This is a genomic window from Paraburkholderia sp. RL17-368-BIF-A (assembly GCF_046054045.1).
Taxonomy (GTDB): domain Bacteria; phylum Pseudomonadota; class Gammaproteobacteria; order Burkholderiales; family Burkholderiaceae; genus Paraburkholderia; species Paraburkholderia graminis.
In genome coordinates this window covers 92,330-115,927 of sequence record NZ_JARESN010000003.1, presented here as the reverse complement: position 1 = coordinate 115,927, position 23,598 = coordinate 92,330, and the positions used below count along the sequence as shown (strand labels likewise).

The window sequence follows — 23,598 nt, the reverse complement described above, 5'->3', positions numbered from 1 at the left end:
TAGTGGTAGCACAGGCCCTCCATGCAGAACGAATGTCGGCTAGACGCACATATGCCGCATTCTTAAAGAAACGCTAAAAAGCGGATTATTTTTCGTGGCCGCTCGATAGCTTTTTCCATAGATGCACAGAAGGGATTTGTCGGCTAGTAACTCGCGAGAAAGCGCAAAACTTATCAGTCAGGCGCGCGTACCGGGAATCGCTTCACGCAGCGTATCGAGCGAGCATGAGTTTCACCGCTTCCTCGACAACGTGCTCAACGTCTTTTTTTGTGCCACCGCAGCCAGGTCCAATTAGCTCGGGCCAGAACGACTGGCCGGTGATAACCGCGAGAAATTGATTAGACGCTGTTTCTATATTGTCGATGGCCATCCGGCCAGCTGCGACTTGCGTCTGCAAATAGTCTTCAAGGCGTTTCAAAAAGGGGCCTTTGACCCGGTCATAGACTGTTTGGCCGAGAAAAGGAAATCGCATGGCCTCGGAGATAATCAGGCGATAAATTGCCTGCATGTTTGCTCCGCGCATCAGGAGCGCGTAGCTCACGCCCATTTTTCGCAGGCCTACGGCGGGATTTTCACTCAGGGCGTTATCTGGGCACGGCGGCGGAACGGCCCAGAACTCCTCGACCATGGCTTCAAACAGAGCAGCCTTGGTCGAAAATCGCTTGAAGAGCGTGGCGGTAGATACATCCGCACGTTTCCCGATTTGCTGCAACGACGTGCGCTCATATCCCTGCGCCAGGAACAATTCCATCGCCGCGTGGATAACGGCCGTGCGTTTTTCCTCTTTGATCCTCTCGTGATAACTGCAATCCCTCATGTGCTCTCGGATGCTCGTTTTTGCAGAAGCACAATTGTAAGCCCAACGACATAGTAAGTCACTCAACTTGACACATGACTGAGCTGGCGATATGGTATGGTGAGTCGCTTAACTCACACTGGTGCCGGCGTTTCGGATCGCGGGTGTCAGCTCTATGTTTCAACTGAAGAAGGCCTCCATGTCTGCTCCCGTAGTTTTGATCACCGGCGCTTTGACCGGTATCGGCCGCGCCACCGCCTTCGCGTTTGCCGAAAAGGGCGCTCGCCTTGTCGTCTCTGGCCGACGTGACGAACTTGGCCGCAATCTGGTTCACGAGCTCCGGGCCCTCGGCGCCGAGGTCGAGTACGTTCGCGCCGATGTACGCCACGACGATGAAGTAAAGCTGCTGGTCGACCAGGCCGTGGCACGCTTTGGCCGCCTTGACGTTGCCGTCAACAACGCCGGCACGGAGGGCACCTTCGGCCCGCTCACATCGCAAACCGCGGAAACCTATGCGGCGACCTTCGAGACCAACGTGCTCGGCACGCTGCTGAGCATGAAGCATGAGTTGCGCGTTATGCTGGCTCAGGGCGCCGGCAGTATCGTGAACGTATCTTCGGTGCTCGGGAAAGTCGGCACGGCCAATGGCGCGATCTACGCGGCGAGCAAGCACGCGGTAGAGGGGCTCACTAAATCAGCGGCGCTCGAAGTCGCCTCTACTGGCGTACGGGTCAACGCGGTAGCGCCAGGCCCCGTCGCTACGGAGTTTCTCGACCGCGTGACTAACGGGTCCAAAGACCGCATGGACTACATGAAGGCCTATGTCCCGGCACGCCGCCTCGGCAGGCCCGAAGAGGTTGCAGCCGCGATCGTCTTCCTGGCATCACCCGGCTGCGCGTTTCTTACCGGCCACTCGCTGTCTATCGATGGCGGGAAGCTCGCGGGATAGTTTGACGTTACGCAATGCAGGTCATTACTTTAGTTTCGTTCACGCGGCAACTTGCGGCCGTTGGGATCCCGAGTGTTCGCCGGATGACGGACATAGAGCCGGAGTTACGGCGACATTGGTATGTGGGGCGAGCTCTCTTGCGTTTGCTTGCAGTCCAAAGAAAACATCTGAAAGACCTCGCGGGTTACCCGTAAGCGTCGACGCCATATCGTCCTGATTGGTGATTGGTGCCGCCGCTTGTGAGAAGGCTTACCTGGAATCGTGGACGTAGATATTGCAGGCCTTGCCGCGGTCATCCGCGCGGTTATGAACTTGCGCCCACCAGCGGGCCAATGGAACCTCAGCACAGCAATCGCGGCGAGGCCGACGATGTTTTTCCCTCGCACAGGGTCGATGGCGAAAAAACCGACGTCGGCCTCTCCGGTCGCGACGCCCGTCACCGCTTTTTCAGCAGCGTCATATTTGACGCATTAGAGAGGAAGTGACAGTTGCCGGGCGAGTTCGGTGGCAAGGCCCACGGAAATGCCTTGCGGTTCGCCGTTCGATGCCCGGGTACAAGAACAGGATTTCCAAAGTTGATCGCGGCCCGCAGCACACCCGTCGGCGAAGGCGCCGCGCAATACGGTTTGCGCAGAACTCATTGCTTGAACACCGAGGACGGAACGAGCACGCTGCCTTCCATCAGTCGTCGGGCGCTGCGGCTCATCACGGCTTTTGTGACAGTCCAGACGCCATCTGTTTGCTGCGCCTCGGCACCGACCTGCAGGCTGCCCGAAGGATGTCCGAAACGCACTGAACCGGCGGCAGTCGATACAAGACGGTTCACCAGCGTCCCCGGGATAGCCGCGGCTACCGCGATCGCAACGGCGCCCGTACCGGTCATGGCGTGGTGCAGCTTGCCCATCGAGAAAATCCGCGCATTGATGTCGATCGATGAGGTATCGATCGCCTTGCCGCTCGAAGATACATAACCGAGCGGCTTTGCAACGAACGCGAGCTTGGGCGTGTGAGGACGCAATGTGGTGGCTTCCTCCGCCGAGCGCGCAAGTCCCATGCGAACAGCAGCGCTCGAGCGGATGGCCTCGGCTTTTTTCAGCAGTTCGGCGTTGCCGTTCACGTCCGCCTGGAGCTCGTTGCCGTTGAGCCCGAGGGTCGCGGCATCGACGAAGATTGCCGGATTACCCGCGTTTATCATCGTCAGTTCGACCGGACCGACGCCGGGAACGTCGAGCAGGTCCGAGGCGTTGCCGGTAGGGAACATGCCGCCGTCGTCGTCGCCTTCGCCGCTCGGGTCGAGAAATTCGATCTTGACTTCAGCGGCCGGAAACGTCACACCGTCCAGTTCGAAGTCGCCTTCTTCCACGACCGCTCCATCGCGCATGGGCACGTGCGCCACAATCCTGGCATTGATATTGGCTTGCCAGATTCGCACCGTCGCAATGCCGTCACGAGGCGCATCGACGAGGCCCTGCGCAATGGCAAACGGGCCCACCGCGGACGTGAGGTTCCCGCAGTTGCCGGACCAGTCCACCACCGGCCGGTCGATCGCGACCTGTCCAAAACGATAATCGACATCGCAGTCGCTTTGCGACGACGGTCCCACGATAACGACCTTGCTGGTGCTGGAAGTGGCGCCGCCCATGCCGTCGATCTGCTGACCGTACGGGTCGGGACTGCCGATCACGCGTAAAAGAAGCCGGTCCCGGAGCGCTTTGTCCGCCGGCAGCCAGTCTTCCCTGAAAAACACGCCCTTGCTGGTGCCTCCTCGCATGTAGACGGCCCGAACCTTCGATTGACTCACGGTGATATCTCCTAAATGCAGTTAGGGCGGCAGCTCAATTTATTGCGTTTGTTTAACAACAAAAGCATAGTAAGTGCAAGTGTGTTGTCGTGCAAGCTTAAAAAGCTACTCGGTCGAACTCCGTAGAGGTATATTCGGCGAGCTTGTTCTGCTTACTCAACATGACTTCAGACCTGACTCACAGCCAACAGAAAGCCCTTCGCGAAATTGTCGGTTACGTCCGTCGCGAGCGGCTTGCAACTGGAACGCACTTGCCGGAATGGACGCTGGCCAGGCTGATCGGCACATCCCGATCTCCGGTCCGGGTCGCGCTCGACCGCCTGGTCCAGGCCGGTGTAATGCGCTACGACAAGAATCGCGGTTACTCGGTCGAGGCCCCATTCGACAATCTGCCGGCGGACCTGCTGGAGCAATTGAATTCCACCGATGACCCGCTTTATTTGCGACTGGCCGACGCGCGGTTTCGCGGGGCGGTGCCTGAGTCGGTGACGGAAGCGGACCTGACGCGGCTGCTTGAGGCGTCTCGAAGCGACGTGCGCAAGGTACTGGTTCGCGCCCACAGCGAGGGCTGGGTTGAGAAGGAGGCGGGTTACGGCTGGCGTTTCCTGCCGATGATCGATTCACTTGACGCCTACGACGACATGTATTCGCTTCGGGCCGCGATTGAGCCCGCCGGCATCCTCAGTCCAAAATTTCGGCCCGTTCTGGAGGAACTGCGCGAATTGCGCCGGGAGCAGCAAGCGATTCTTGATGGCGGCCACGAAGCAATGACGCCCATCGAGCGGTACGAATCCAACGCGCGCCTTCACGAAACGATCGCGGCGTGGTCGGGCAACCGCTTTGCGCTGCAGACACTGCGCCGGCTCGACCAGATGCGGCGTCTCGCCGAATACCGGCAGGCCCGCCAGCAGTTGCCCCGGCGCGCGCTCGCGAAGGAGCATATCGACATCCTGGACGCTATCGAGCGCGGTGATTTTCTCGAGGCGGCGAGCTTGATGCGGCGGCATATTGAAGCGGCGCGCACCAAAAAGGCCGTGCTGGAAGTGTTCGCCCGCAGCGATCCCAGCGATTCCGCGCCAACCGGCCCGACACTGCCCGGCGTTGCGCCAGCCGGGAGTAGCGGGTAAACGATAGTTTCGGCGTCCAACCGTACCCAGCCGCCTTCGGGCGGCTTTTTTTTCGTCCTCGAAAAAAGTATTGCGTTTTTGGTTTGACAAAGACATGCAGCGAAACGTAATCTAATTGCGTTTTCGGCAGCAAATAATCAAGCAGGTAACAGGGACAACCCGATGTCAGCGACTAGCGTTTTCATTGTCGATACCCACGCGCATGTGTTTCACCGCGGTCTGCCCTTTGTGCCGTCGCGACGTTTTACGCCGGACTACGACGCCTCAATTGATGCCTACATCGCGGAACTGGATGCCAACCGAATTGCAAAGGGCGTTCTCGTCGCCGTCAGCATTCTCGGGAACGACAACGCCTATCTTCTGGAGGGCTTGCGTGCTCATCCGGAACGTCTGCGCGGCGTTGTCGCGATCGATCCCGCGTCCGACCTGCGCCTGTTCGACGAGTTCGAGGCCGCGGGTGTCGTCGGGGTGCGCGTGAACCTGACGGGCAACCTGCCAGTCCCTTCGTTCGCGTCCGGCGCGTGGGCGGAAGCCGTTGCCGAGTGCGTCCGTCGCAATTGGCACATTGAAATCAACGACCGTTGCGCTCGCCTGCACGAGTCTCTCGCTCCGCTGGTTGAGGCGGGAGCAAAGGTAGTCGTCGATCACTTCGGCATGCCCGAGCGTCAACCCGGCATGGAGGACGAAGGCTTCGAGCGGCTGCTGGGTTTTGCGCCGAGCCGGCAAGTTTGGGTGAAGCTGTCCGGCGCCTACCGGACCAGTCCCGAGATTGCGCGCGCAGCCGCACCCCGACTCTGCCAGGCGTTCGGCGCCGGGCGGCTCATGTGGGCGAGCGACTGGCCCTTCACGCAACACGAAGCCTCCCAGAGTTACCGCGCGCAAGTCGGCGCCATCGCTGACTGGATTCCCGATGTAGCAGAGCGCGCAACCGTGCTTGGCGAAACGCCTCGCGAGCTCTTCAGGTTCTGAGTCGCAAGCATTTCCCGCACACGACTGCTCCACATACCGCAAGAGAACACCATGACGGCAGAAAACACTTCCCGCTTCTCCGATTGCATTCGTCACCTAAACACTGCGGACGCTTCGTCGCCCAGCTATTTTTCCCTCGAAGCGCTGGCTGCATCGGGGTTCCCGAATCTGGGACGCTTGCCCGTGGTGATTCGGATTCTGCTCGAATCCGTGCTGCGCAATTGCGACGGCGCGAAGGTGCTGGAATCGCACGTTCGCGATCTTGCGTCGTGGTCGCCGAACGCGCCGCGTGAGAAGGAGATTCCATTCGTGGTCGGCCGCGTCCTGCTCCAGGACTTCACTGGCATACCGCTCCTCACCGACCTTGCCGCGATGCGAAGCCAGGCGCTAAAGCGCAATGCCGATCCGAAGGCGGTCGAGCCGCTCGTGCCCGTGCATATGGTCGTCGACCATTCCGTGCAGACCGAGTTTTCGAATGTGCCAAACGCGCTGCGCCGGAATATGGAAGTTGAGTTCGGTCGCAACCGCGAACGCTACGAACTGATGAAGTGGGGCATGCAGGCCTTCGAGACGTTCAAAGTCGTGCCGCCGGGCATCGGCATCTGCCATCAGATCAATCTCGAATATCTCGCACAGGGGGTCATTGCGAAAGATGGCCTCGTGTTTCCGGACACTCTGGTCGGCACCGACTCGCATACGACCATGATCAACGGCATTGGTGTACTGGGCTGGGGTGTCGGCGGCATCGAGGCGGAGGCGGGCATGCTCGGCCAGCCCGTCTACATGCTGATGCCCGATGTGGTCGGTGTCGAGCTGACCGGTTCACTCGCAGCGGGCGTGAGCGCGACGGACGCGGTGCTTCAGGTCACCGAGACGCTGCGCGCGGCGAAAGTTGTCGGCAAGCTCGTCGAGTTCTTCGGCGAGGGCGCGGCGTCGCTCAGCGCCACCGACCGCGCGACGATTGCCAACATGGCTCCCGAGTACGGGGCCACGAGCGGTTTTTTCCCGGTTGACGACAACACGCTTGCCTACTACCGGAACACGGGCCGAAGCGACGAGCAAGTCGCGCTCATCCGCGATTACTTCACCATACAAGGCTTGTTCGGTGCGCCGAGGACGGGCGATATCGACTATTCGAGCATCATCAGGATTGACTTGCGGGCAATCAGGCCGAGCGTGTCAGGACCGAAGCGCCCCCAGGATCGCGTCGATCTTTCGGCGCTGGGCCGCCGTTTCGACGAAGTCATGGTTCAGGACGTCAAGAGCGGCGGCTATGGCAAGAGTGTCGCCCAGCTAGACGAACGCTACACGGTCACCTCGAAACCGGCGGGCGCACCCGGTCCGCAGGAGCAGTATGAAATCGGTCACGGCGACGTGCTGGTCGCCGCCATTACGTCGTGCACGAACACGTCGAATCCGGAATTACTGGTCGCCGCCGGTCTCGTTGCGAAGAAGGCACTCGCCCGTGGCCTCAAAGCCAAGCCGTGGGTCAAGACACTGTTCACGCCCGGCTCGCGCGTCGTGACCGCTTATCTCAAGGAGGCGGGCCTCACGGAACCCCTCGAGGCGCTTGGATTCGGCATCGCTGCCTATGGGTGCGGTGCGTGCGTTGGAAACATCGGGCCGCTGGATCCCGCGCTCGAGGAAACTGTCGTGTCCCGGGATCTGGTTTGCAGCGCGGTCCTCTCGGGTAACCGCAACTTCGAAGCACGGATTCACGGCAATCTGCGGGCCAACTTTCTCGCGAGCCCGCCGCTCGTGGTGGCGCTCGCAATCGTGGGCTCAATCCGTGTCGATGTAACGACCGAACCGCTCGGCCTGGACCGCAATGGTCGTCCGGTGATGCTCGCTGATATCTGGCCGACGAACGACGAGATCAAGGAGCTCAGCGTCTACGCCGCGAACTCCGCGCACTATACGCAGCTCTATTCGGACTTCACCGCCGGTCACGATCTTTGGAACGCCATAAAAACCAGCGAAGGCGCTGTCTACGACTGGCCCGAATCGACGTATGCGGCTGAACCCGATTTCTTTGGCGCGCCCCAGTCAGGCGGCGACGGTATTGTGGGCGCACGGGCGCTTGCGATCCTCGGAAACTCCATCACGACCGATCACATCAGTCCCGCCGGCTCGATCGCGAAAAATTCGCCCGCTGGTGAATGGCTCACGGAGCGCGGCGTTCCTCAAAAAGACTTCAACACTTATGGCGCCCGACGCGGCCATTTCGAAGTGATGGTGCGCGGCACTTTTGCCAACGTTCGCCTGAAGAATCTCATGCTGTCCGCAAAAGCCGACGGCTCCGCTGACGAAGGCCCGTACACGGTGCATCGTCCAAGCGGCGAGCGCACCACGATATTCGATGCATCGCGCCGTTACATCACAGCGGGCACGCCTTCGATCATTTTTGCCGGCGAGGAGTACGGCACCGGATCAAGCCGCGACTGGGCTGCGAAGGGCACGCGCCTGCTTGGTGTAAAGGCCGTCGTCGCGCGAAGCTTCGAGCGCATTCATCGCAGCAATCTCGCGGGACTTGGCGTGCTGCCGTTGCAATTCATTGGCGATGACAGTGCTCAGACACTCGGACTCGACGGCACCGAAACCTTCGACATCAAAGGGCTCGACGAAGGCGTAAAGCCCCTTCAGGAAGCGACGCTCGTTGTCACGCGTGCCGACGGAAGCAAGCGTGAAGTGAAGCTGCTCGCGCGCATCGACACGCAGATAGAAGCGACCTATTTCAGCAACGGAGGCATTCTGCCTTACGTGCTAGACAGCCTGCTCGAAAAGTCCGCGACGCGGCAGATGTCGGCGACCTGGCGCTATTGATGTTCAGCAAAACGAATCTACAACAGGAAGAGGAGACAAACGATGTTCAGGAAAATCATGCCGGCAGCCTTGCTGATCCCGTGCCTGACCGCGCAGGCACAAAGCAACGTTACGCTGTACGGCATCATCGATATCGGCGTCAATTATCTGAATAACGCGCAATCCGCCCGGACTGCAACCGGCCTTCGCGGTGGCAAGCAATGGTCGGTGATGGACGGCGGCACTGGCGGGCTTCAGGGAAGCCGCTGGGGCCTGAAAGGCGCCGAAGATCTCGGCGGCGGAATGAAGGCGATCTTCCTGCTCGAAAGCGGTTTTAGCGCAAACAACGGCACGCTCGGCCAAGGCGGGGCCGAGTTCGGACGTCAAGCTTGGGTCGGCGTTTCCACCACGCGATACGGCAAAGTTACATTGGGCCGCCAGTATGATGAGGTCGTCGACTTTTATGCGCCGCTGCTCGCCGCGCCGCAATGGGGCGGCTATATGGTGGAGCATCCGAGCGACCTGGACAACGCTTCGAACACCCGCCGCGTCAATAATTCCATCAAGTACACGTCGCCGACGATAGCCGGCTTGACCGTCGCGGGCCTCTACAGCCTCGGTGGCGTGGCCGGGTCCTTCGGCACGAATCGCGTGTGGTCGGTCGGCGCCGGGTACGCGAATGGACCACTTTCCGTCGGCGTGGGCTACCTGAATGCTCACAACCCGAACACGTCGTTCTATGGCACGAATCCGAATGCCGGACCGGCGACTGCCAACAATCTTAGCGGCGCTGGCTCGGCGACCTCGCCCCAGAGCAATCCAATCTATGCCGGCTACGCCTCGGCGAAGAACCTGCAGATTGCGGCGATGTCGGCGGCCTACGCAATCGGGCCCGCAACGCTGGGCGTTGCGTATTCGAATACGCGCTTCCAGGATCTGGGGTCGTCGTCGGGTCCCAATCCCCTCGGATATACCGGCACCGCCTATTTCCATAACATCGAAGCAAGTGCGAAGTGGCAGGTGACGCCCGCTTTCGTGCTTGGGGCCGCGTTCGACTATACGAAGGGCAGCGGAGCCGCCGGACGCAACGGCGCGAAGTACGAGTTGTCGAGCCTCGGTGCCGACTACGTTCTGTCGAAGCGCACGGATGTCTACACCGTGGCCGTCTATGAGCACGCGAGCGGCACCGACTCGCTCAACCAGCCTGCAGTCGCGACCATCACCGGCATGACACCATCGTCGACAAACAATCAGGTCGCCGTTCGCGTCGGCATTCGCCACAAGTTCTGAACTGCAATCGCACAGACTGATATTGAATCTGGCGGGAGACAAGCCATGACATCCGCATCGCATGCACAAGCCGTTCCGTTCGCGTCGACTTCCGACGAAGAACTGGAGCGTCAAGCCGTATCAAAGACCGCGTGGCGGTTGCTTCCGCTTCTGACGCTCGCGTTCATCTTCAATTACATCGATCGCACGAGTGTTGGCTTCGCGGCCCTCAGCATGAATGCGGACCTCGGCCTGAGCGCGACGCAATTCGGCTGGGGGGCGGGCATTCTCTTCGCGGGCTATTGCCTGCTCGAAGTGCCGAGCAACTTGATGCTGTATCGCTATGGGGCGCGCCGCTGGCTTGCACGAATCATGATCACGTGGGGCATAGCGGCGGCTGCGACGTCTCTCGCGATCGGACCAAAGAGCTTCTACTTCGCGCGTTTCGTGCTCGGCGTTGCTGAGGCGGGTTTTTTTCCCGGCGTGACGTTTTATCTCGCGAGCTGGTTTCCGGCCAGATACCGCACCCGCATGCTTGCGTGGTTTATGGTGGGTGTGCCGGTGTCGTCCATTCTCAGCGGTCCGCTCTCTGGCCTTCTGCTCAGCATGCACGGGTTGCTCGGCCTCGCGGGCTGGAAGTGGATGTTTATTTTGCAAGGCCTGCCCGCGTCGATCATCGGGATCATCGTTCTCGTGATGCTGCGCGATACCCCGTCGCAAGCAAGCTGGCTCTCGGATGCGGAACGTCAGGCGCTGATCAGGGCGCTTGCGTCGGAGCATCGCGAGAAAGAGAAGAAGGACCTTCGGGGTGCGCTCAAAGACAAGCGTGTGCTGATTTTGACGGGCATACAGTTTGGCTTCGTCCTTGGTTCCTATGGCATCGGCATCTGGTTGCCGACGATTCTCAAGGCGCACGGCCTGAGCATCTCGGCCATCAGCCTGGTTTCAACGGTTCCGTACATCTTCGCGACAGTTGCCATGCTGACGTGGGCGAGGGCGGTCGACAGAAGTGGCAAAAAGATTCTGAACCTGCTGCTGACCTGTCTTTTCGGCGCGGGAGGCATGATCGTCGCCGCGGTGTTCAGCGGTTTCTGGCCCGCGATGATCGGCATCACGCTCGCCGTCATAGGCGTGACGACAGCGCGCGCCGTGTTCTGGAGTATCCCGACGCGGTTCCTCTCGGGCGCGGCGGCGGCTGGCGGCTTTGCGTTCATCAACTCCGTCGGCACCTTTGGTGGCTTCGCAGGTCCGTTCCTGGTGGGCTGGCTCAAGGACATCACTGGCTCTTTCGCAATGGGCATGCTCGGGATGGCAGCCATGTTGCTCGTGTCCACACTGCTGACCGCGTCGCTCCGTTTTTTTATCAAAGACGAGCGATAGCCGGGCGACTCCGCTGCTGGAATGAAGCAACCCGGGCCGGATGGGTTGTTTAAGCGTAACTGCGCTGTTTTTTTGGCTTCTTGAAGAGAATTCCGTGAGCAGACACACTCGTCGTCACATCGTCACGAAAATGCTTCCGGCGATGATAATGTCCGGGTTCTGGCCCAGTATTTCCCGATCTTCTACGCCTTCAATGCCCGACGCGACAACCACGGAATCAGGCAATACGACCGCGGCGCCTTTGCGGGTGCTAATCGGATTTTCTCGTCATAGCGCCTCGGACGATCTGCTGCGCGCGATCGAGCCAGAGCTCGCTGCGGCGCTTGGGAGGCCAGTCGCAATCGAACTAAAGCCGGGCGATCTTGGCATAAAGGCTGTGAAGGAGACAATTTCAAGTCGACCAGACGGAGATACGATTTTGGTGGCGACGTTCGGCACGCATGCAATCAATCCGAACATCCGGCCAGATCTCGGTTATGACCCGGTTCGGGATTTCTCGCCTATCTGCCTCGCAACCCGATCGCCGCTGGTTCTGGGAACACGTTTGTCACTCGGGGCAACGGACGTCAAAGAGTTGATCCACCTGGCTTCGCAACGAGAACTGAGCTACGGTAGTTCAGGCGTCGGCAGTGCGCCTTACCTCGCGGCGCTGCTGTTTCAGAAGACCACGGGCGTCAAGATGGTTCATCGTCCTTACGCCGACACCAGGAAGCTCTACGAGGACCTGGAAAGCGGTGCTCTCGATCTCAGTTTCAATAATGCGGCTTCCATGCTGCCTCTGGTGCGCGCCGGGAAGTTGCGGGCTCTGGCTGTGACCACGTCTCAACGATGCGCCGCGTTGCCTGAGGTGCCGACCGTGGCTGAGGCCACCAACAAAGCTTATGCACTCGATAACTGGCTGGGACTAGTGGCGCCGCGCAATACACCGATGCCCGTTGTCATGACCCTCAACCGTGCGATCGTCAAAGCTCTGAATGCTCCGAAAATCAAAGCAGCGCTGGCGATGAACGGGATAGAAGTGGTAGCAAGCACGCCGGATGAGTTTTCCGAATACATTGCGGAAGAAATGGCCAAATGGGGTTGGCTCGGAAATGCGCAAACTTGAAGCCGGTTGAATTCCCTGGACGCAAACTGAACCTGCCACTGTAAAAAGAACGGCATACCGGTGACCATCCTGATCGATGGCCAAAACCGTCGTGGAAGTCATGATCTCGCCACCACGTGCGATCACCTTTTCGGCGAGGCTGTTGGTGAATTTTCCGGGGTCGCCGGTCTCGTCTGTCGGGCAATAGATTGCCCCTGTTATCTTTCCCTTCGCTTCCGAGAGAGACGGTTCGAGTCGCAGCACTTCGTTGGTGTCGAGGACCTTGATCAGTTGGCCATCGCCTTCCAGCAAGCGCATGTGCTTAACCCCAAGCTCAAGGGCCCGCTGCCCGGTTTGCTGCTTGCGCGACGAACCGTTTCAAGTGGCGCTTGTTGCACGATTCATGAGTTTAAGCGATGGCTCGCGATGACACTACGGGGCGGATAACCCATGCTACATATCGTGCGCTATGTGAAACCGCACAGTCGATTCGTAGCAACGTACCCGCCACGATTGTGGCCAGCTAGCAGAGCACAAAGGACCTTCCGCGTCTTATATGGGTTGTTTAGAGATGTACTGTCTTCTTGCAAAAAATCATTTCGGCAAAAGTACACCCCTGAAGTTCCTTGCGCCCTTCGCTGCGGATGCAACACCACCATTGCTGTCGTTGGAATTCGAGGCGCGATATTTTGCCTTCAGACAGATTCGCCCATGCCCGTCGCTAATACCACTCAAGATTATGCGAGCGATAAATGTCGACAGGTCGAGCCTTATCGGATCGGCTCGACCGATGAGCCGCCCGCAATTGGAAAACTGGAATATATGTTTTTCACTTTTTTTTCACAGTCATCGCTCCATCAATCTGGAGCGCTCCCCTGTGACGTTGCCAAAACTCAGCCGACTGCAGATCATGCTGACCTTGGATCGCCAGTAGACGTTGGAGCTGTATGCAGCCGTCAGCGTCTGCAGCGCCGCCATTCACTTTCCTGCTGCAATTGACAAAGGCATGCGTGTCAGCGCTCCGTTCCAGTGCGTCATACGTTTGAAGCGTTGGCGAGCCTCACGGTATTCGACAGGTGGTACGCAGAGTAACTGTTGATTGCGCAAGTGCCGGTGTCAACTGCGATTCGCTTGATGAGCTAGTAGTACCGACGAGGACGGAGTCGGGACGCCGAATTCGAACGCTTGAGGGGCTCTACGCGCCACCAGGTGCTCCGATCAGCAGCTTCCTGGCTCTCTGTTCAGTTTCTCGCGGAGCGCTTTGCGGACGACCTTTCCAGTGGAGGTCATGGGAAGTTCGTCCACGAAATAAACTTTGCGCGGATACTCGTGCCCGGCGAGCTTCGTCCTCACGTGTCTCTGCAATTCGGCCATCAGTGCATCGTCGCCCCGATATGGTGGTTTTAGCACGATAAACGCACACACAATTTCAGTGCGTTGCGGGTCCGGCGCGCCAACCACGGCGACGTATCGCACAGCAGGATGATTTAGCAGCGTATCTTCGATCGAGCCCGGACCGATGCGGTAACCCCCGCTGGTAATGACGTCGTCATCGCGGCCGACGAAATGAAAAAATCCCGCCTCGTCCTGCCACCCGAGATCGCCGGTCACGAGAAAGCCATTGCGGAATTTTAGTCTGGTGCTCTCGTCGTCCGGCCAGTAGCCGAGGAACATGACCGGGTCCGGTCCGGCTATGGCAATCGAGCCGCTTTCGCCGCGCGGCAGCCGCTGACCTTGTTCGCCGATCACCGCGACGTCGTGGCCGGGCACTGCTTGACCGATGGCGCCAGCGCACGGCTCGAACCATCGCGCGCACGAGGACAGCACCATGTTGCATTCCGTTTGTCCGTAAAACTCATTGATCGTGACGCCGAGGGTCGCGCGACCCCACGCGAGCAATTCCTTGCCAAGTGGCTCGCCGCCGCTCGCCACCGATTGCAGCGTCAGCTGGCGTGGCCGGTGGGAGACCGCGCCGCGCATCATCTTGATGGCTGTCGGAGGCAAAAACGTGTGGCTGACCCGATGACGCTCGAGCAGGTCGAAGGCGGCATCACCGTCGAATTTGTCGAAGCGACAGGCGAGCACGGGCACCCCGTGGTGCCAGGCGGGCAGCAATACGTCGAACAGCCCGCCGATCCATGCCCAGTCCGCTGGTGTCCACATCAGCGTTGCGGACTGCGGAAAGCATTGCTGGGACATCTCGACACCCGGCAAATGTCCCAGCAGTACGCGGTGTGCGTGCAACGCGCCCTTCGGTTTGCCGGTGGTGCCGGACGTATAAATGATGATGGCGGGATCGTCCGCAGAAGTAGTGATCTGCGGCTCCGCGTCCGACGCGTTGTCGATGGCCGTCCAGAACGTGGGGTTCGCGCCGTCGATGGAAAACACGAGCCGCAGCGCCGGCAAGCCGTCGCGAATACCGGCAAGCTTCGCGGCGCCTTGCTGATCGACGACGATTGCGGACGCGCCCGAATTGGCGAGACGGTATCCGAGCGCCTCGGTGCCGAACAGCGCGAACAGCGGCACCGCAATGCAACCTATCCGGTAAGCCGCCAGATGCGCGATCGCCGCCTCGACCGACTGACGCACGAAGATGGCAACCCGGTCGCCGCGCTGCACGCCTTGTGCCTGCAGCGCATTGCCGAATCGGATGGAGAGGCGCTTCAGATCGTCGAACGTAAAACGTGTTTGAGTGCGGTCCGCATTCTCCACGACCAGCGCGAGACGATTCGATCCATCGGCCCACTTGTCGCACACATCGCGGGCGATGTTGTAGCACGCGGGAATGCGCCAGTTGAAGCTCTGCTTGGCGTCGTCGTACGAATGGCAGTCGGCTGGCAGCATGGCGAGTCGCACCAGGAAGGAGACGCACATGGTATCGACATTCGACGCTGTCGCTTGACCGTGCGAGCCGTTCCTCCTGGCTATCCGTGCCAGCCGGGCGAGCAGCCTGTCGCGCATGGCGTCGGGTTTTCCCGGATTTGTCAGCCCGCCGCGGCGTCGTGATATTGGCTGCCACATGCAAGCGTCGCTTGTGGCGAGCGGGTTCAAGCAAGGTGACGCAATCAGGCAAGTCGACGTTTTCTAGTTCGGATAGATTCTAGATTCGGACGCAAACGAATGGCTCGGGTTCGCCACGAGCTTTCCCACGAATACGGCCTTCACTTGGCGACGGCCTTCAGGAGTGAGCGATGAATCAACACACGTCGAACCAGCAGGCGACGCCGGATGAGCGGGCCCGTGCGCTGCACAAAGTACTGCTCGACAAAAAATTGATCCCTGACGGTTACATCGAAAGCTTTACGAAGCTGATGGAACACGACTGGGATCCGTCCAACGGCGCGCGAGTGGTGGCACGGGCATGGGTTGACCCCGCGTATCGAAAGCTGCTACTTGAAGACGGCACCGCTGCGTGCGCGCAATTCGGCTATACCGGGCCGCAGGGCGAATACATCGTCGCGCTGGAAAACACGCCGACACTGCAGAACTCATCGTGTGCAGCCTGTGTTCGTGCACCAACTGGCCGGTGCTTGGCTTGCCGCCCGAGTGGTACAAGAGCTTCGAATATCGCGCGCGTCTGGTGCGCGAAGGGCGTACGGTTCTGCGCGAGCTCGGCGAGGATTTGCCGGACGACGTGATCGTTCAGGTATGGGACACCACCGCCGAGACGCGCTATCTGGTGCTGCCGGTGCGGCCTGAAGGAACCGGGCACATGAGCGAAGAGGAACTGGCCGGGCTGGTCACGAAAGACGTGCTGATCGGCGTCGCTCGTCCGGTCGCGCCGCGCGCCTAACCCTTACTTTTGCAGACCGAGGAGTCGGATATGGACGGCATTCATGATCTTGGCGGCATGCAGGGCTTCGGCCGCGTTGCGCATACGAATAACAGCCTGAGCTACAAACCGGTGTTTCACGAAGATTGGGAACATCTCGCCTATAGCCTGCTTTTTCTCGCGGCCGACGGGATGAAGGTTTTCAGTGTCGACGAACTGCGTCACGCGATCGAGCGGATGAACGCGCGTCATTATTTCGGCTCGCCGTACTACGATCGAATCGTGATCGGCACCGCGACGCTGCTGGTCGAGTACGGCGTCATCACGCAGAAGGAACTCGACGAAATGCTCGGCACGCGTTTCGAACTGGCACGGCCGTACTTTTCTCAAGGACGGCAGACACGTGCGGGCCGCCAGCCGTTCGAAGTTGGCGATACCGTGCGGGTTCGCGACGAATTCGTCCCGGGCCATATCCGCATGCCCGGTTATGTGCGCGGCCGGCACGGCGTGGTTCTGCATCGCACGAAAGAAAAATGGCCGTTTCCAGATTCGATCGGCCATGGCAAGGAAGCGTTGCATGAGCCGACCTACCACGTGAGATTCAACGCCCGCGAGCTATGGGGCGAAGCCGCGGACGATGGCTTCGTCGTCGTCGATCTGTTCGAAGGCTATCTCGACAAGGTGGAGCTGCCAGCGGCCCGGAAAGACGCCGCCGGTCTCGCACAGCGGGAAAACGCACACGTGTAGAACGCGTGGCGCGCCAGTCAGTCAGACGGTCCGCTTGCGGGCCTTCTGACGTTTGTGGAGACAGGAACCATGGAAATTTCCGGACGACTGCCGGTGACCGTGCTGTCGGGATTTCTAGGCGCGGGCAAAACGACGTTGCTCAATTACGTGTTGCGCAATCGCGAGGGGCTGCGCGTGGCAGTCATCGTCAACGATATGAGCGAGATCAATCTCGATGGCGACGCGGCTCAACGCGGCGTCACGTTGAATCGCGCGAACGAAGAACTGATCGAGATGAGCAACGGCTGCATCTGCTGCACGTTGCGCGCCGATCTTCTGCAAACGGTCAGCGAACTGGCGCGGCAACGCCGCTTCGACTATCTGCTGATCGAGTCGACCGGGATATCCGAGCCGTTGCCGGTGGCCGAGACGTTTGCATTTCTTAACGACAAAGGCTTCAGCTTGTCCGAAGAGGCGCGGCTCGACACGATGGTCACGGTCGTGGATGGCGCGAACTTCGCGTCGTTATTCGCGTCGCAGCAGCGGGTAGAGCGCGCGGCGACGGAAGAGAATGACGGCAGCCGCAGTCTCGCGAGTCTGCTTGTCGAGCAAATCGAATTTGCCGACGTGCTCGTGATCAGCAAGGCTGATCTCGCCACGCCCGCGCAACTCGGACGACTGCGCGCGCTGCTGCAACAACTCAATCCGCGCGCGGAGGTGGTAACGATGGAGCACGGCGTCGTTGCTCTCGCCAACATCATCAACACCGGCAAGTTCGATCTCGCTGCGCTCGCCAGGTCGCCCGGCTGGGCGCAAAAGCTCGACGATAGCAACGCGATATCCGACTCCGATACCTACGGCGTGCGTTCGAGCGTCTATCGCAGCCGCGCGCCGTTCCACCCGGGCCGGCTCGCCGATTTGCTCGAGAGGCCGTGGCGAAACGGCACGCTGCTCCGTTGCAAAGGCTATATGTGGATCGCAAGCCAGTTCGAGGAGATCGGCATGCTCGTGCAAACCGGCGGCGCCTTCAACTGGGCATTCACGGGCCGCTGGTGGAACTTCATCCCGCGTGCCGAGTGGCCGCGCGATGCGTACCGGCGCGACACGATTCTGTCGAGATGGGACGACACGGTGGGCGATTGCCGGCAGGAGATCGTCTTCATCGGCCAGCATGTCGACCCCGTTCAGCTCGAAGCGGCGCTCGACGATTGCCTGCTGACACCAGATGAAATTCTGCAAGGGCCGCACGCGTGGGCCGAACTTCCCGGCGCGCATCGCATCGCGGCGGGCGCGCACGCCGGCTAAGAGACCGGCGAACGGTAACGGCCGACGCCCGTTTTCGCGGGTGCGGGCGTTCGGAAAAAGCCGCCTGCTCACCTGAAAGCTACCGGTCCCGATGCGTGGCCCCGCGCTGGCAAACCGCCGCGACGATCGCGACGATGCACAGCGCGACGACGTAGATGACGGGCGCCATCACGGTAGCCACACTCGCGAGCGAAATCAGAATCGGCGTGAGGCCGCCAAAGATCGCATAGGCAATGTTGTACGAGAACGAGATGCCGGTGAAACGGATCGCGGCGGGAAACGCGCGGGCCATCATCAGCGGAATCGCACCGATCATGCCGACCGCGAAGCCGGTCACCGTATAGGGGCCGAGCCACGCCTGCAACGGCGCGCCGACGTGCAGGCGGCCGTAGAACCAGGTGAAGCAGACGGCCAGTAGCGCAGAGCCGAGCGCCAGCACGAGGCGGGGTCCGATGCGGTCGGACAGCAAGCCTGCAACGACGCAGCCGATCGTCAGCGCGATGGTGGCGACGCTGCTGCCGGCGAGCGTGTCAGCGGGGGGCAGGTGGAAGTTCTTTTGCATCAGCGCCGGCATCATTAGAACGATCACGATGATCACCGCGGACAGCGTCCATGTCAGCGTCATCGACAGTGCCACGCCACGCAGGTGCGAACGCATCACCGTCCTGAGCGGCATGCTGGCGGCGACCGCCTTGCGTGCCTGCAACTCGCGAAATACCGGAGTTTCTTCGAGCCAGCGCCGCAGGAACATCGCCACGATTCCAAATATGCCACCCGCAATGAACGGCAATCGCCACGCGAACGCCAGAATGTCTGTGCGATCGAACGCGGCGTTGGTCGCAGTCGCAACCAGCGAGCCAAGCAGAATGCCCGCGGTGAGGCCGCCCGTCAGCGTGCCGCACGCGAGTCCCACGTGACGGCGGGGCACGTGTTCGGAGACGAACACCCACGCGCCGGGCACTTCACCGCCGACTGCCGCGCCTTGCAGGACGCGCATCAGCAGCAGAAGCAGCGGCGCCGCGAAGCCAATCTGCGCGAACGTGGGCAGCACGCCGATCAGCAACGTGGGTAGCGACATCAGCAGCACGCTCAGGGTGAACATCTTTTTGCGCCCGAGCAGATCGCCGAAATGCGCCATGACGATACCGCCGACCGGTCGCACGAAATAGCCGACCGCGAAGATGCCGAACGTCTGAAACTGCCGCAGCCAGTCGGGAATGCCCGGCGGAAAAAACAGACTGCCAATGACCGAGGTGAAAAACACGAAGATCACGAAGTCGTAGAACTCCAGCGTGCCGCCCAGCGCGGCGAGCGCCAGCGTGCGGTAATCGCGTGCGCCCAGCGGGCGCCCGGCGGCGTGTGACGACGCGCGATCGTCGATGGATACTGGCGGACTTTCGACTTGCGAATGCATTGTGACTCCCTGTAAGTGATCGGGCGCTGGCGGACATGGATGGTGCGTTCGACCACGTCAGTCGGACTGGCAGGAGCGCATCGTAAGAAGCACAAATAGATGACGCTTGGCTTGCAGCGCCAGCGTCATGGTCCGCCTCGGCCACGAGCTGTTGGATGCGCTGGCCCGCGTGTGCGCTGCACGACGCACCCGAATATCAGGCGGCGTCTGGCTCGGGCAGCCAGGTACATAGGCGGCCCGGGTCAAGCGCGATGGCGATGCGTCGCTAGCATGGAATCTTCCAGTCAACGGAAGGCAACCATGAGTCTTGAAGACAGTCCGAGCGAATGCGTATCCGACCTCGCGAAAGCGGCGGGGCTACCGCTTCCCCCTGAGCGTGTGGCGCAGGTCGAGAGCGTGCTCAGCGCCTGGCGCGCGGACGCGCTGCGGCTCGCACAGCGTATGAGCGAGGCGCGCTTCGACAACGTGCTACCCGTTACTGTGTTCTCGCACGGCGCCGGATTGGAAGGAGACACGCCGTGAAGCATGATTTTCTCGACTGGACGTTCACGGAGGCGGCGCAGGCATTGCGTCGCCGCGACGTCACGCCTTCGCAGCTAGTGGAAGCGTCGCTCGAGCGCATCGCCGCGCACGACCCGCTGTTGAAGTCGTTCATTACCGTGTTCGAACAACAGGCGCTCAAGGTGGGAGCCGCGTCCGGTGCGTTGCTCGACGCGGGGCACGATCTCGGCCCTCTGCACGGGATTCCGGTCGCGCTGAAGGACAACATCGCCGTGGCGCATACCCGTACCACGGCAGGCAGCCGCGTGCTCGCGGACTGGCATCCCGCTGAGGATGCGGCCATCGTCACGAAGTTGCGCCAGGCCGGCGCGATCCTGATTGGCAAAACCAACATGCACGAATTTGCATGGGGCGGGACCTCGGCCAATCCGCACTATGGTTTCGTGCGAAATCCATGGGACACGAGTCGCTTTCCGGCGGGTTCGAGCGGCGGTTCGGCGGTCGCGGTGGCCGCACGTTTCTGCTTCGGCGCGATTGGCACCGACACTGGCGGATCGATCCGGTTGCCGTCGGCGGTCAACGGTACGGTCGGCATACGACCAACCTATGGACGCGTGAGCAATCGCGGCATTGTGCCGCTCGCGTGGAGCATGGACACCGCTGGCCCGATGACGCGTACCGTGGAAGATTGCGCGACCCTGTTCGGCGTGATTGCCGGATTCGATCGTGCCGACGCCGGCAGCGCGGCGCAGCCTTGTGGCGATTATCTGCAAACGCTCGCAGACGGCATCCGGCACTTGCGCATCGGTGTGATCCCCAGCTACTTTTTTCATCACCTGCAACCCGCTGTTCACGGTGCTGTGCAGCAGGCGCTCGATACCTTGCGCGAACTGGGTGCGGCCGTCGTGGACGTGCCGATCGACGGAATCGAAGACAATATTTCCGCCCAATTGACTATCGAAGCGGCGGAGCCGAGTGCCTGGCATCAGCGGCATCTGCGCGAGCGGCCGCAGGATTATGGAGACGACGTGCGTACGCTGCTCGAGGTCGGTGAACTGCTGCTCGCGACCCATTACATTCAGGCACAGCGCTATCGCGCGGTGCTGCGGGCCGCGTTTATCGAAGCCTTTCACAAGGTCGACGTGTTTATCTGTCCGACCTTGCCCTTCACGGCCACCCGCGTCGGCGAAACCCGCGTCGTGATCGAAGATGGCGTGGAGGAAGATATGCTCTCGGCGATCATGCAATTCACCGGCATCGCGAGCCTGACAGGGCTGCCCGCGCTGAACGTGCCATGTGGTTTTGACGATGAAGGCCTGCCGGTCGGGATGCAGATCATTGGCCGCCCCTTTGACGAGGCGACGCTGTTCCGTGTCGGACATGCGTTCCAGCAGGCGACTGCATTTCATCGGCGCGCGCCCGAGTTGATCGAAAGTCGCGCTGCGTAAAACCGCCCCGACGCATGTGGCGCGACGCCGCTTGCCTTGTGAAGCGGCGCTCTATTGAACCGGCTGTCCCAACTGGGCGGTTTCAAACGGCACGTAATTGTATTGACCGGTGCCCTGCACAACCAGGAAAAGACACGGGTTGCCGTAGGTGCCCGATACGAAATGCGGCTGCCCGGCGATTGCCCTGCATGTGTCGCCGGGCATCAGCACATACGTCGCGTCGGGATCGCGCGTTTCGACGCGCATCGGTCCCTCGATGCAGAAAAAAGTGTCGTCGATTTCGCTGTGGCTATGCCACGGCACGCAGCGCTTTTCGCCGAGACCCAGAATCAGGCAGCGCAGTCGGTCGGTGCGGGCGAGCACATCGACGCGCGTGTAGCCGGCGGTATAAGCACCGAAGTTCGCATCCACCGTATCGTCGAAAGCGACGGGCGCGATCGCGGGGGCGTCGCGCAGAAAGGGCTCCCGATCGACGTGCGCGACGCTGCCTTCCTGCAAGTCCCAGGGCACGCCGGAGCGGACCACGAGAAACGCCGCATCGACCGACATTGCGCCGAGACGATAAGTGAGATTGGGCGGAAACGTGTACATCTCGCCGGGGGCGAGATCCGCCGCGAACATCGGCCTGTCGATGTCGATTCGCAATCGACCCCTTAGGCATAGTACGACAACTGTCGCATTGGAATGGCTGCGCCATGACGTCACATGCGAAGTCGCGAGGGTATGCGTGCTGACGGATAGTCCGGGCACCGATTCGAGCGTCGTTTCGGTAGCCGGCGAGAAGTCTGTTGAACGGTGCATCGAGAGAAGTCCTGTTGCGACGCCGGTAGTTTTTCAAGGGTCGAGATGAACGATGCCCCGTTGTCGCTGATTGAGCGGATTCGCGCCGCCGCAGCGCAAGCCACAGAGGTGTGTGATGGTAGCTCAACGGCAATACACTGCTTTGACTGGATAGGCCGCCACCTTGGCTCACGGCCGCCAGAGGCGTCGGCGTCGGGCGAACAATGGCGCCGTGCAGTGGAAATTCTGGTTGCCAGAAGATTTCTTTGCCAATAGATTGAAACGATTCTCCTGGAAGCTCACGCCATGGAATCAACGTATTCGACCGCGTCCATAGAGCCGTCTCAACGGTTCGCATACTGGCAAGAGGTCGTGTGCCGGCACTGCATTCCCGCCGCGAGCGTGCCGCTGAGCGGTAATCAGTTCGACGGTAGCCTTCGCGTGCGCACGCTGGGCACACTGATCATCAGCGAATTGATTGCGCCGCAGCATCGCTGGCAACGTGACGGTGCCCATATCCGGACGGGACCCAACGACAGCTTCTGGGTTGGTCTGATGATGAAGGGCGAAGGGCGACTTGCGCAAAGCGGACGCACGGTTGTCCAACGCGAAGGCGACATGGTGTTGTACGACGCGGCACGACCGTTCGAATTCGAACTCGCGGCGGGCACGATTTGCATCGTCGAGGTGCCGCGCAAGGTGCTCGATTTCCGCTTCCCTCTTGCCGATACACTGACGGCGACGTGCATCGGCGCTGACATGCCGGTTGGCCATCTGCTCGCGCAGATGATTCGCGAATCCGCCGCGCGCGACCTGTCGGGCAATCAGGGCAGTAGCGGGTCGCTGGTGGGGAGCGCTATCGTCGATATGCTCGCCGCGACGCTGGAGATTCAGGCTGGCCGGCCGGCGCACGTCTCGGCGCACGAGGCGCTGGTGGAAAGGACGAAGGCGTACATTGACCGTCATCTCGACGTGGCGTCGCTCGATGTCGAGCAACTTGCCGCCGCGCAAAGCGTATCGAGCCGGACGCTGACAAGGGCTTTTGCGCAGCAGGGCAGTACGCCGATGAGCTGGTTATGGAGGCGGCGGCTAGAAGCGAGTTACTGTGCCCTGAAAGAAGGACACGCGCGCAACGTAACGGAGGCAGCGCTTCGATTTGGCTTTTCTGATCTTTCACACTTCAGCCGCGCATTCAGGAAAGTCTATGGTATGTCCCCGTTGACGTTGAAAAAGCTTCGGTCCTAGCCGACTCCAAACCGACTTTGGGAAGAAGAAAAAATCAAGCAACCAAGGTCATTCCCCATGCGCGCGACAGGCTTTGACGCGGTGGCAGCGGAAGGCGGCAATGCTCCGGTCAAGGAAATTGAAGCCGGAGCCGATGTGGGCGTTCAGTTCGTCAGCCGCGACGTCACGAAGCTCGTCCCGCAGGAGCCACAGGCGCCCATCTTTTGGCGCGGCTGACTTACGGCTCGTCG

General features: G+C 60.8%; 18 protein-coding genes and 3 pseudogenes. 14 read left to right on the top strand and 7 right to left on the bottom strand.

Going from position 1 to position 23,598, the window contains the following annotated elements; translation table 11 throughout:
• Positions 1 to 202: 202 nt before the first annotated feature.
• Positions 203 to 817 carry a TetR/AcrR family transcriptional regulator gene (locus P0D87_RS06480; RefSeq protein WP_006050981.1) on the bottom strand — a complete coding sequence of 205 codons (615 nt, stop codon included), beginning with the start codon at positions 815 to 817 and terminating at the stop codon, positions 203 to 205.
• Positions 818 to 995: 178 nt separating this feature from the next.
• Here P0D87_RS06480 and P0D87_RS06475 point away from each other — a divergent pair, with 178 nt between their 5' ends.
• Entirely contained in the window at positions 996 to 1,745 is a 750-nt protein-coding gene (locus P0D87_RS06475; RefSeq protein ID WP_029969366.1) for an SDR family NAD(P)-dependent oxidoreductase, read from the top strand.
• Positions 1,746 to 2,382: 637 nt separating this feature from the next.
• Here P0D87_RS06475 and prpF read toward each other — a convergent pair.
• Positions 2,383 to 3,546 (bottom strand): 2-methylaconitate cis-trans isomerase PrpF, encoded by a 1,164-nt coding sequence (prpF, locus tag P0D87_RS06470; protein ID WP_006050979.1) that lies wholly within the window; start codon positions 3,544 to 3,546, stop codon positions 2,383 to 2,385.
• A gap of 161 nt (positions 3,547 to 3,707) precedes the next feature.
• Between prpF and P0D87_RS06465 the strand changes: the two genes are divergently transcribed.
• The 6 genes from P0D87_RS06465 to P0D87_RS06440 all read left to right on the top strand — a co-directional run bounded on the left by P0D87_RS06465 (position 3,708) and on the right by P0D87_RS06440 (position 12,198).
• Positions 3,708 to 4,673 carry a GntR family transcriptional regulator gene (locus tag P0D87_RS06465; protein WP_029969367.1) on the top strand — a complete coding sequence of 322 codons (966 nt, stop codon included), beginning with the start codon at positions 3,708 to 3,710 and terminating at the stop codon, positions 4,671 to 4,673.
• Between the two features lie 162 nt (positions 4,674 to 4,835).
• On the top strand, positions 4,836 to 5,642 hold the full coding sequence (locus tag P0D87_RS06460) for an amidohydrolase family protein (protein ID WP_006050977.1): 807 nt from the start codon (positions 4,836 to 4,838) through the stop codon (positions 5,640 to 5,642).
• A gap of 51 nt (positions 5,643 to 5,693) precedes the next feature.
• Positions 5,694 to 8,465, top strand: a complete 2,772-nt coding sequence (gene acnA / locus P0D87_RS06455) for an aconitate hydratase AcnA (protein ID WP_053858242.1) — start codon at positions 5,694 to 5,696, stop codon at positions 8,463 to 8,465.
• Between the two features lie 42 nt (positions 8,466 to 8,507).
• Entirely contained in the window at positions 8,508 to 9,734 is a 1,227-nt protein-coding gene (locus P0D87_RS06450) for a porin (RefSeq protein ID WP_053858241.1), read from the top strand.
• A gap of 45 nt (positions 9,735 to 9,779) precedes the next feature.
• Positions 9,780 to 11,093, top strand: a complete 1,314-nt coding sequence (locus P0D87_RS06445; protein WP_006050974.1) for an MFS transporter — start codon at positions 9,780 to 9,782, stop codon at positions 11,091 to 11,093.
• A 94-nt stretch (positions 11,094 to 11,187) separates the two neighbouring features.
• Entirely contained in the window at positions 11,188 to 12,198 is a 1,011-nt protein-coding gene (locus P0D87_RS06440; RefSeq protein ID WP_321175724.1) for a tripartite tricarboxylate transporter substrate-binding protein, read from the top strand.
• A gap of 60 nt (positions 12,199 to 12,258) precedes the next feature.
• Here the strand turns inward: P0D87_RS06440 and P0D87_RS06435 are convergent.
• The 3 genes and pseudogenes from P0D87_RS06435 to P0D87_RS06425 all read right to left on the bottom strand — a co-directional run.
• Positions 12,259 to 12,495, bottom strand: a pseudogene (locus P0D87_RS06435) (FAD-dependent oxidoreductase); the annotation flags it as partial.
• 900 nt (positions 12,496 to 13,395) lie between these two features.
• A complete protein-coding gene (locus P0D87_RS06430; RefSeq protein ID WP_053859048.1) occupies positions 13,396 to 15,021 on the bottom strand; it encodes an acyl-CoA synthetase in 1,626 nt (541 codons plus the stop codon).
• Positions 15,022 to 15,338: 317 nt separating this feature from the next.
• Complete coding sequence (locus P0D87_RS06425) at positions 15,339 to 15,497, bottom strand: hypothetical protein (RefSeq protein WP_408636779.1); 159 nt, start codon at positions 15,495 to 15,497, stop codon at positions 15,339 to 15,341.
• Between P0D87_RS06425 and nthA the strand changes: the two are divergent.
• The 3 genes and pseudogenes from nthA (at position 15,423) to P0D87_RS06410 (ending at position 17,980) form a co-directional block, all read left to right on the top strand.
• Positions 15,423 to 15,970: pseudogene (gene nthA / locus P0D87_RS06420) on the top strand (nitrile hydratase subunit alpha). The gene P0D87_RS06425 and the pseudogene nthA overlap by 75 nt on opposite strands.
• Before the next feature lie 30 nt (positions 15,971 to 16,000).
• Positions 16,001 to 16,696 carry a nitrile hydratase subunit beta gene (nthB, locus tag P0D87_RS06415; protein ID WP_051153993.1) on the top strand — a complete coding sequence of 232 codons (696 nt, stop codon included), beginning with the start codon at positions 16,001 to 16,003 and terminating at the stop codon, positions 16,694 to 16,696.
• A gap of 69 nt (positions 16,697 to 16,765) precedes the next feature.
• Entirely contained in the window at positions 16,766 to 17,980 is a 1,215-nt protein-coding gene (locus P0D87_RS06410; RefSeq protein ID WP_171799854.1) for a GTP-binding protein, read from the top strand.
• A gap of 79 nt (positions 17,981 to 18,059) precedes the next feature.
• Here the strand turns inward: P0D87_RS06410 and P0D87_RS06405 are convergent, their stop codons facing one another.
• Complete coding sequence (locus P0D87_RS06405; protein WP_053858239.1) at positions 18,060 to 19,394, bottom strand: MFS transporter; 1,335 nt, start codon at positions 19,392 to 19,394, stop codon at positions 18,060 to 18,062.
• Between the two features lie 300 nt (positions 19,395 to 19,694).
• On the opposite strand from P0D87_RS06405, the gene P0D87_RS06400 reads away from it, so the two are divergent.
• Together P0D87_RS06400 and P0D87_RS06395 are read left to right on the top strand one after the other, a co-directional pair.
• Positions 19,695 to 19,916 carry a hypothetical protein gene (locus P0D87_RS06400; RefSeq protein WP_006050965.1) on the top strand — a complete coding sequence of 74 codons (222 nt, stop codon included), beginning with the start codon at positions 19,695 to 19,697 and terminating at the stop codon, positions 19,914 to 19,916.
• Positions 19,913 to 21,343, top strand: coding sequence for an Asp-tRNA(Asn)/Glu-tRNA(Gln) amidotransferase GatCAB subunit A (locus P0D87_RS06395; protein ID WP_053858238.1), 1,431 nt, complete (start codon positions 19,913 to 19,915; stop codon positions 21,341 to 21,343). The genes P0D87_RS06400 and P0D87_RS06395 overlap by 4 nt, the downstream gene beginning before the upstream one ends.
• A gap of 51 nt (positions 21,344 to 21,394) precedes the next feature.
• Here P0D87_RS06395 and P0D87_RS06390 read toward each other — a convergent pair whose 3' ends face one another.
• Positions 21,395 to 22,144, bottom strand: coding sequence for a cupin domain-containing protein (locus tag P0D87_RS06390; protein ID WP_006050963.1), 750 nt, complete (start codon positions 22,142 to 22,144; stop codon positions 21,395 to 21,397).
• A 285-nt stretch (positions 22,145 to 22,429) separates the two neighbouring features.
• Here P0D87_RS06390 and P0D87_RS06385 point away from each other — a divergent pair, with 285 nt between their 5' ends.
• Positions 22,430 to 23,368: an AraC-like ligand-binding domain-containing protein gene (locus P0D87_RS06385; protein ID WP_053858237.1), complete on the top strand. Its 939-nt coding sequence runs from the start codon at positions 22,430 to 22,432 to the stop codon at positions 23,366 to 23,368.
• A 57-nt stretch (positions 23,369 to 23,425) separates the two neighbouring features.
• A pseudogene (locus P0D87_RS06380) lies at positions 23,426 to 23,542 on the top strand (electron transfer flavoprotein subunit alpha/FixB family protein); the annotation flags it as partial.
• Between the last annotated feature and the right edge of the window lie 56 nt (positions 23,543 to 23,598).

Bases quoted from the DNA above. Each gene is read 5' to 3' on its own strand.
- nthB (WP_051153993.1), top strand. From the start codon at position 16,001: ATGGACGGCATTCATGATCTTGGCGGCATGCAGGGCTTCGGCCGCGTT.
- P0D87_RS06405 (WP_053858239.1), bottom strand. From the start codon at position 19,394: ATGCATTCGCAAGTCGAAAGTCCGCCAGTATCCATCGACGATCGCGCG.
- P0D87_RS06480 (WP_006050981.1), bottom strand. From the start codon at position 817: ATGAGGGATTGCAGTTATCACGAGAGGATCAAAGAGGAAAAACGCACG.
- P0D87_RS06460 (WP_006050977.1), top strand. From the start codon at position 4,836: ATGTCAGCGACTAGCGTTTTCATTGTCGATACCCACGCGCATGTGTTT.
- P0D87_RS06385 (WP_053858237.1), top strand. From the start codon at position 22,430: ATGGAATCAACGTATTCGACCGCGTCCATAGAGCCGTCTCAACGGTTC.
- P0D87_RS06475 (WP_029969366.1), top strand. From the start codon at position 996: ATGTCTGCTCCCGTAGTTTTGATCACCGGCGCTTTGACCGGTATCGGC.
- P0D87_RS06465 (WP_029969367.1), top strand. From the start codon at position 3,708: ATGACTTCAGACCTGACTCACAGCCAACAGAAAGCCCTTCGCGAAATT.
- P0D87_RS06400 (WP_006050965.1), top strand. From the start codon at position 19,695: ATGAGTCTTGAAGACAGTCCGAGCGAATGCGTATCCGACCTCGCGAAA.
- P0D87_RS06450 (WP_053858241.1), top strand. From the start codon at position 8,508: ATGTTCAGGAAAATCATGCCGGCAGCCTTGCTGATCCCGTGCCTGACC.
- acnA (WP_053858242.1), top strand. From the start codon at position 5,694: ATGACGGCAGAAAACACTTCCCGCTTCTCCGATTGCATTCGTCACCTA.
- P0D87_RS06445 (WP_006050974.1), top strand. From the start codon at position 9,780: ATGACATCCGCATCGCATGCACAAGCCGTTCCGTTCGCGTCGACTTCC.
- P0D87_RS06410 (WP_171799854.1), top strand. From the start codon at position 16,766: ATGGAAATTTCCGGACGACTGCCGGTGACCGTGCTGTCGGGATTTCTA.
- P0D87_RS06430 (WP_053859048.1), bottom strand. From the start codon at position 15,021: ATGCTGCCAGCCGACTGCCATTCGTACGACGACGCCAAGCAGAGCTTC.
- P0D87_RS06390 (WP_006050963.1), bottom strand. From the start codon at position 22,144: ATGCACCGTTCAACAGACTTCTCGCCGGCTACCGAAACGACGCTCGAA.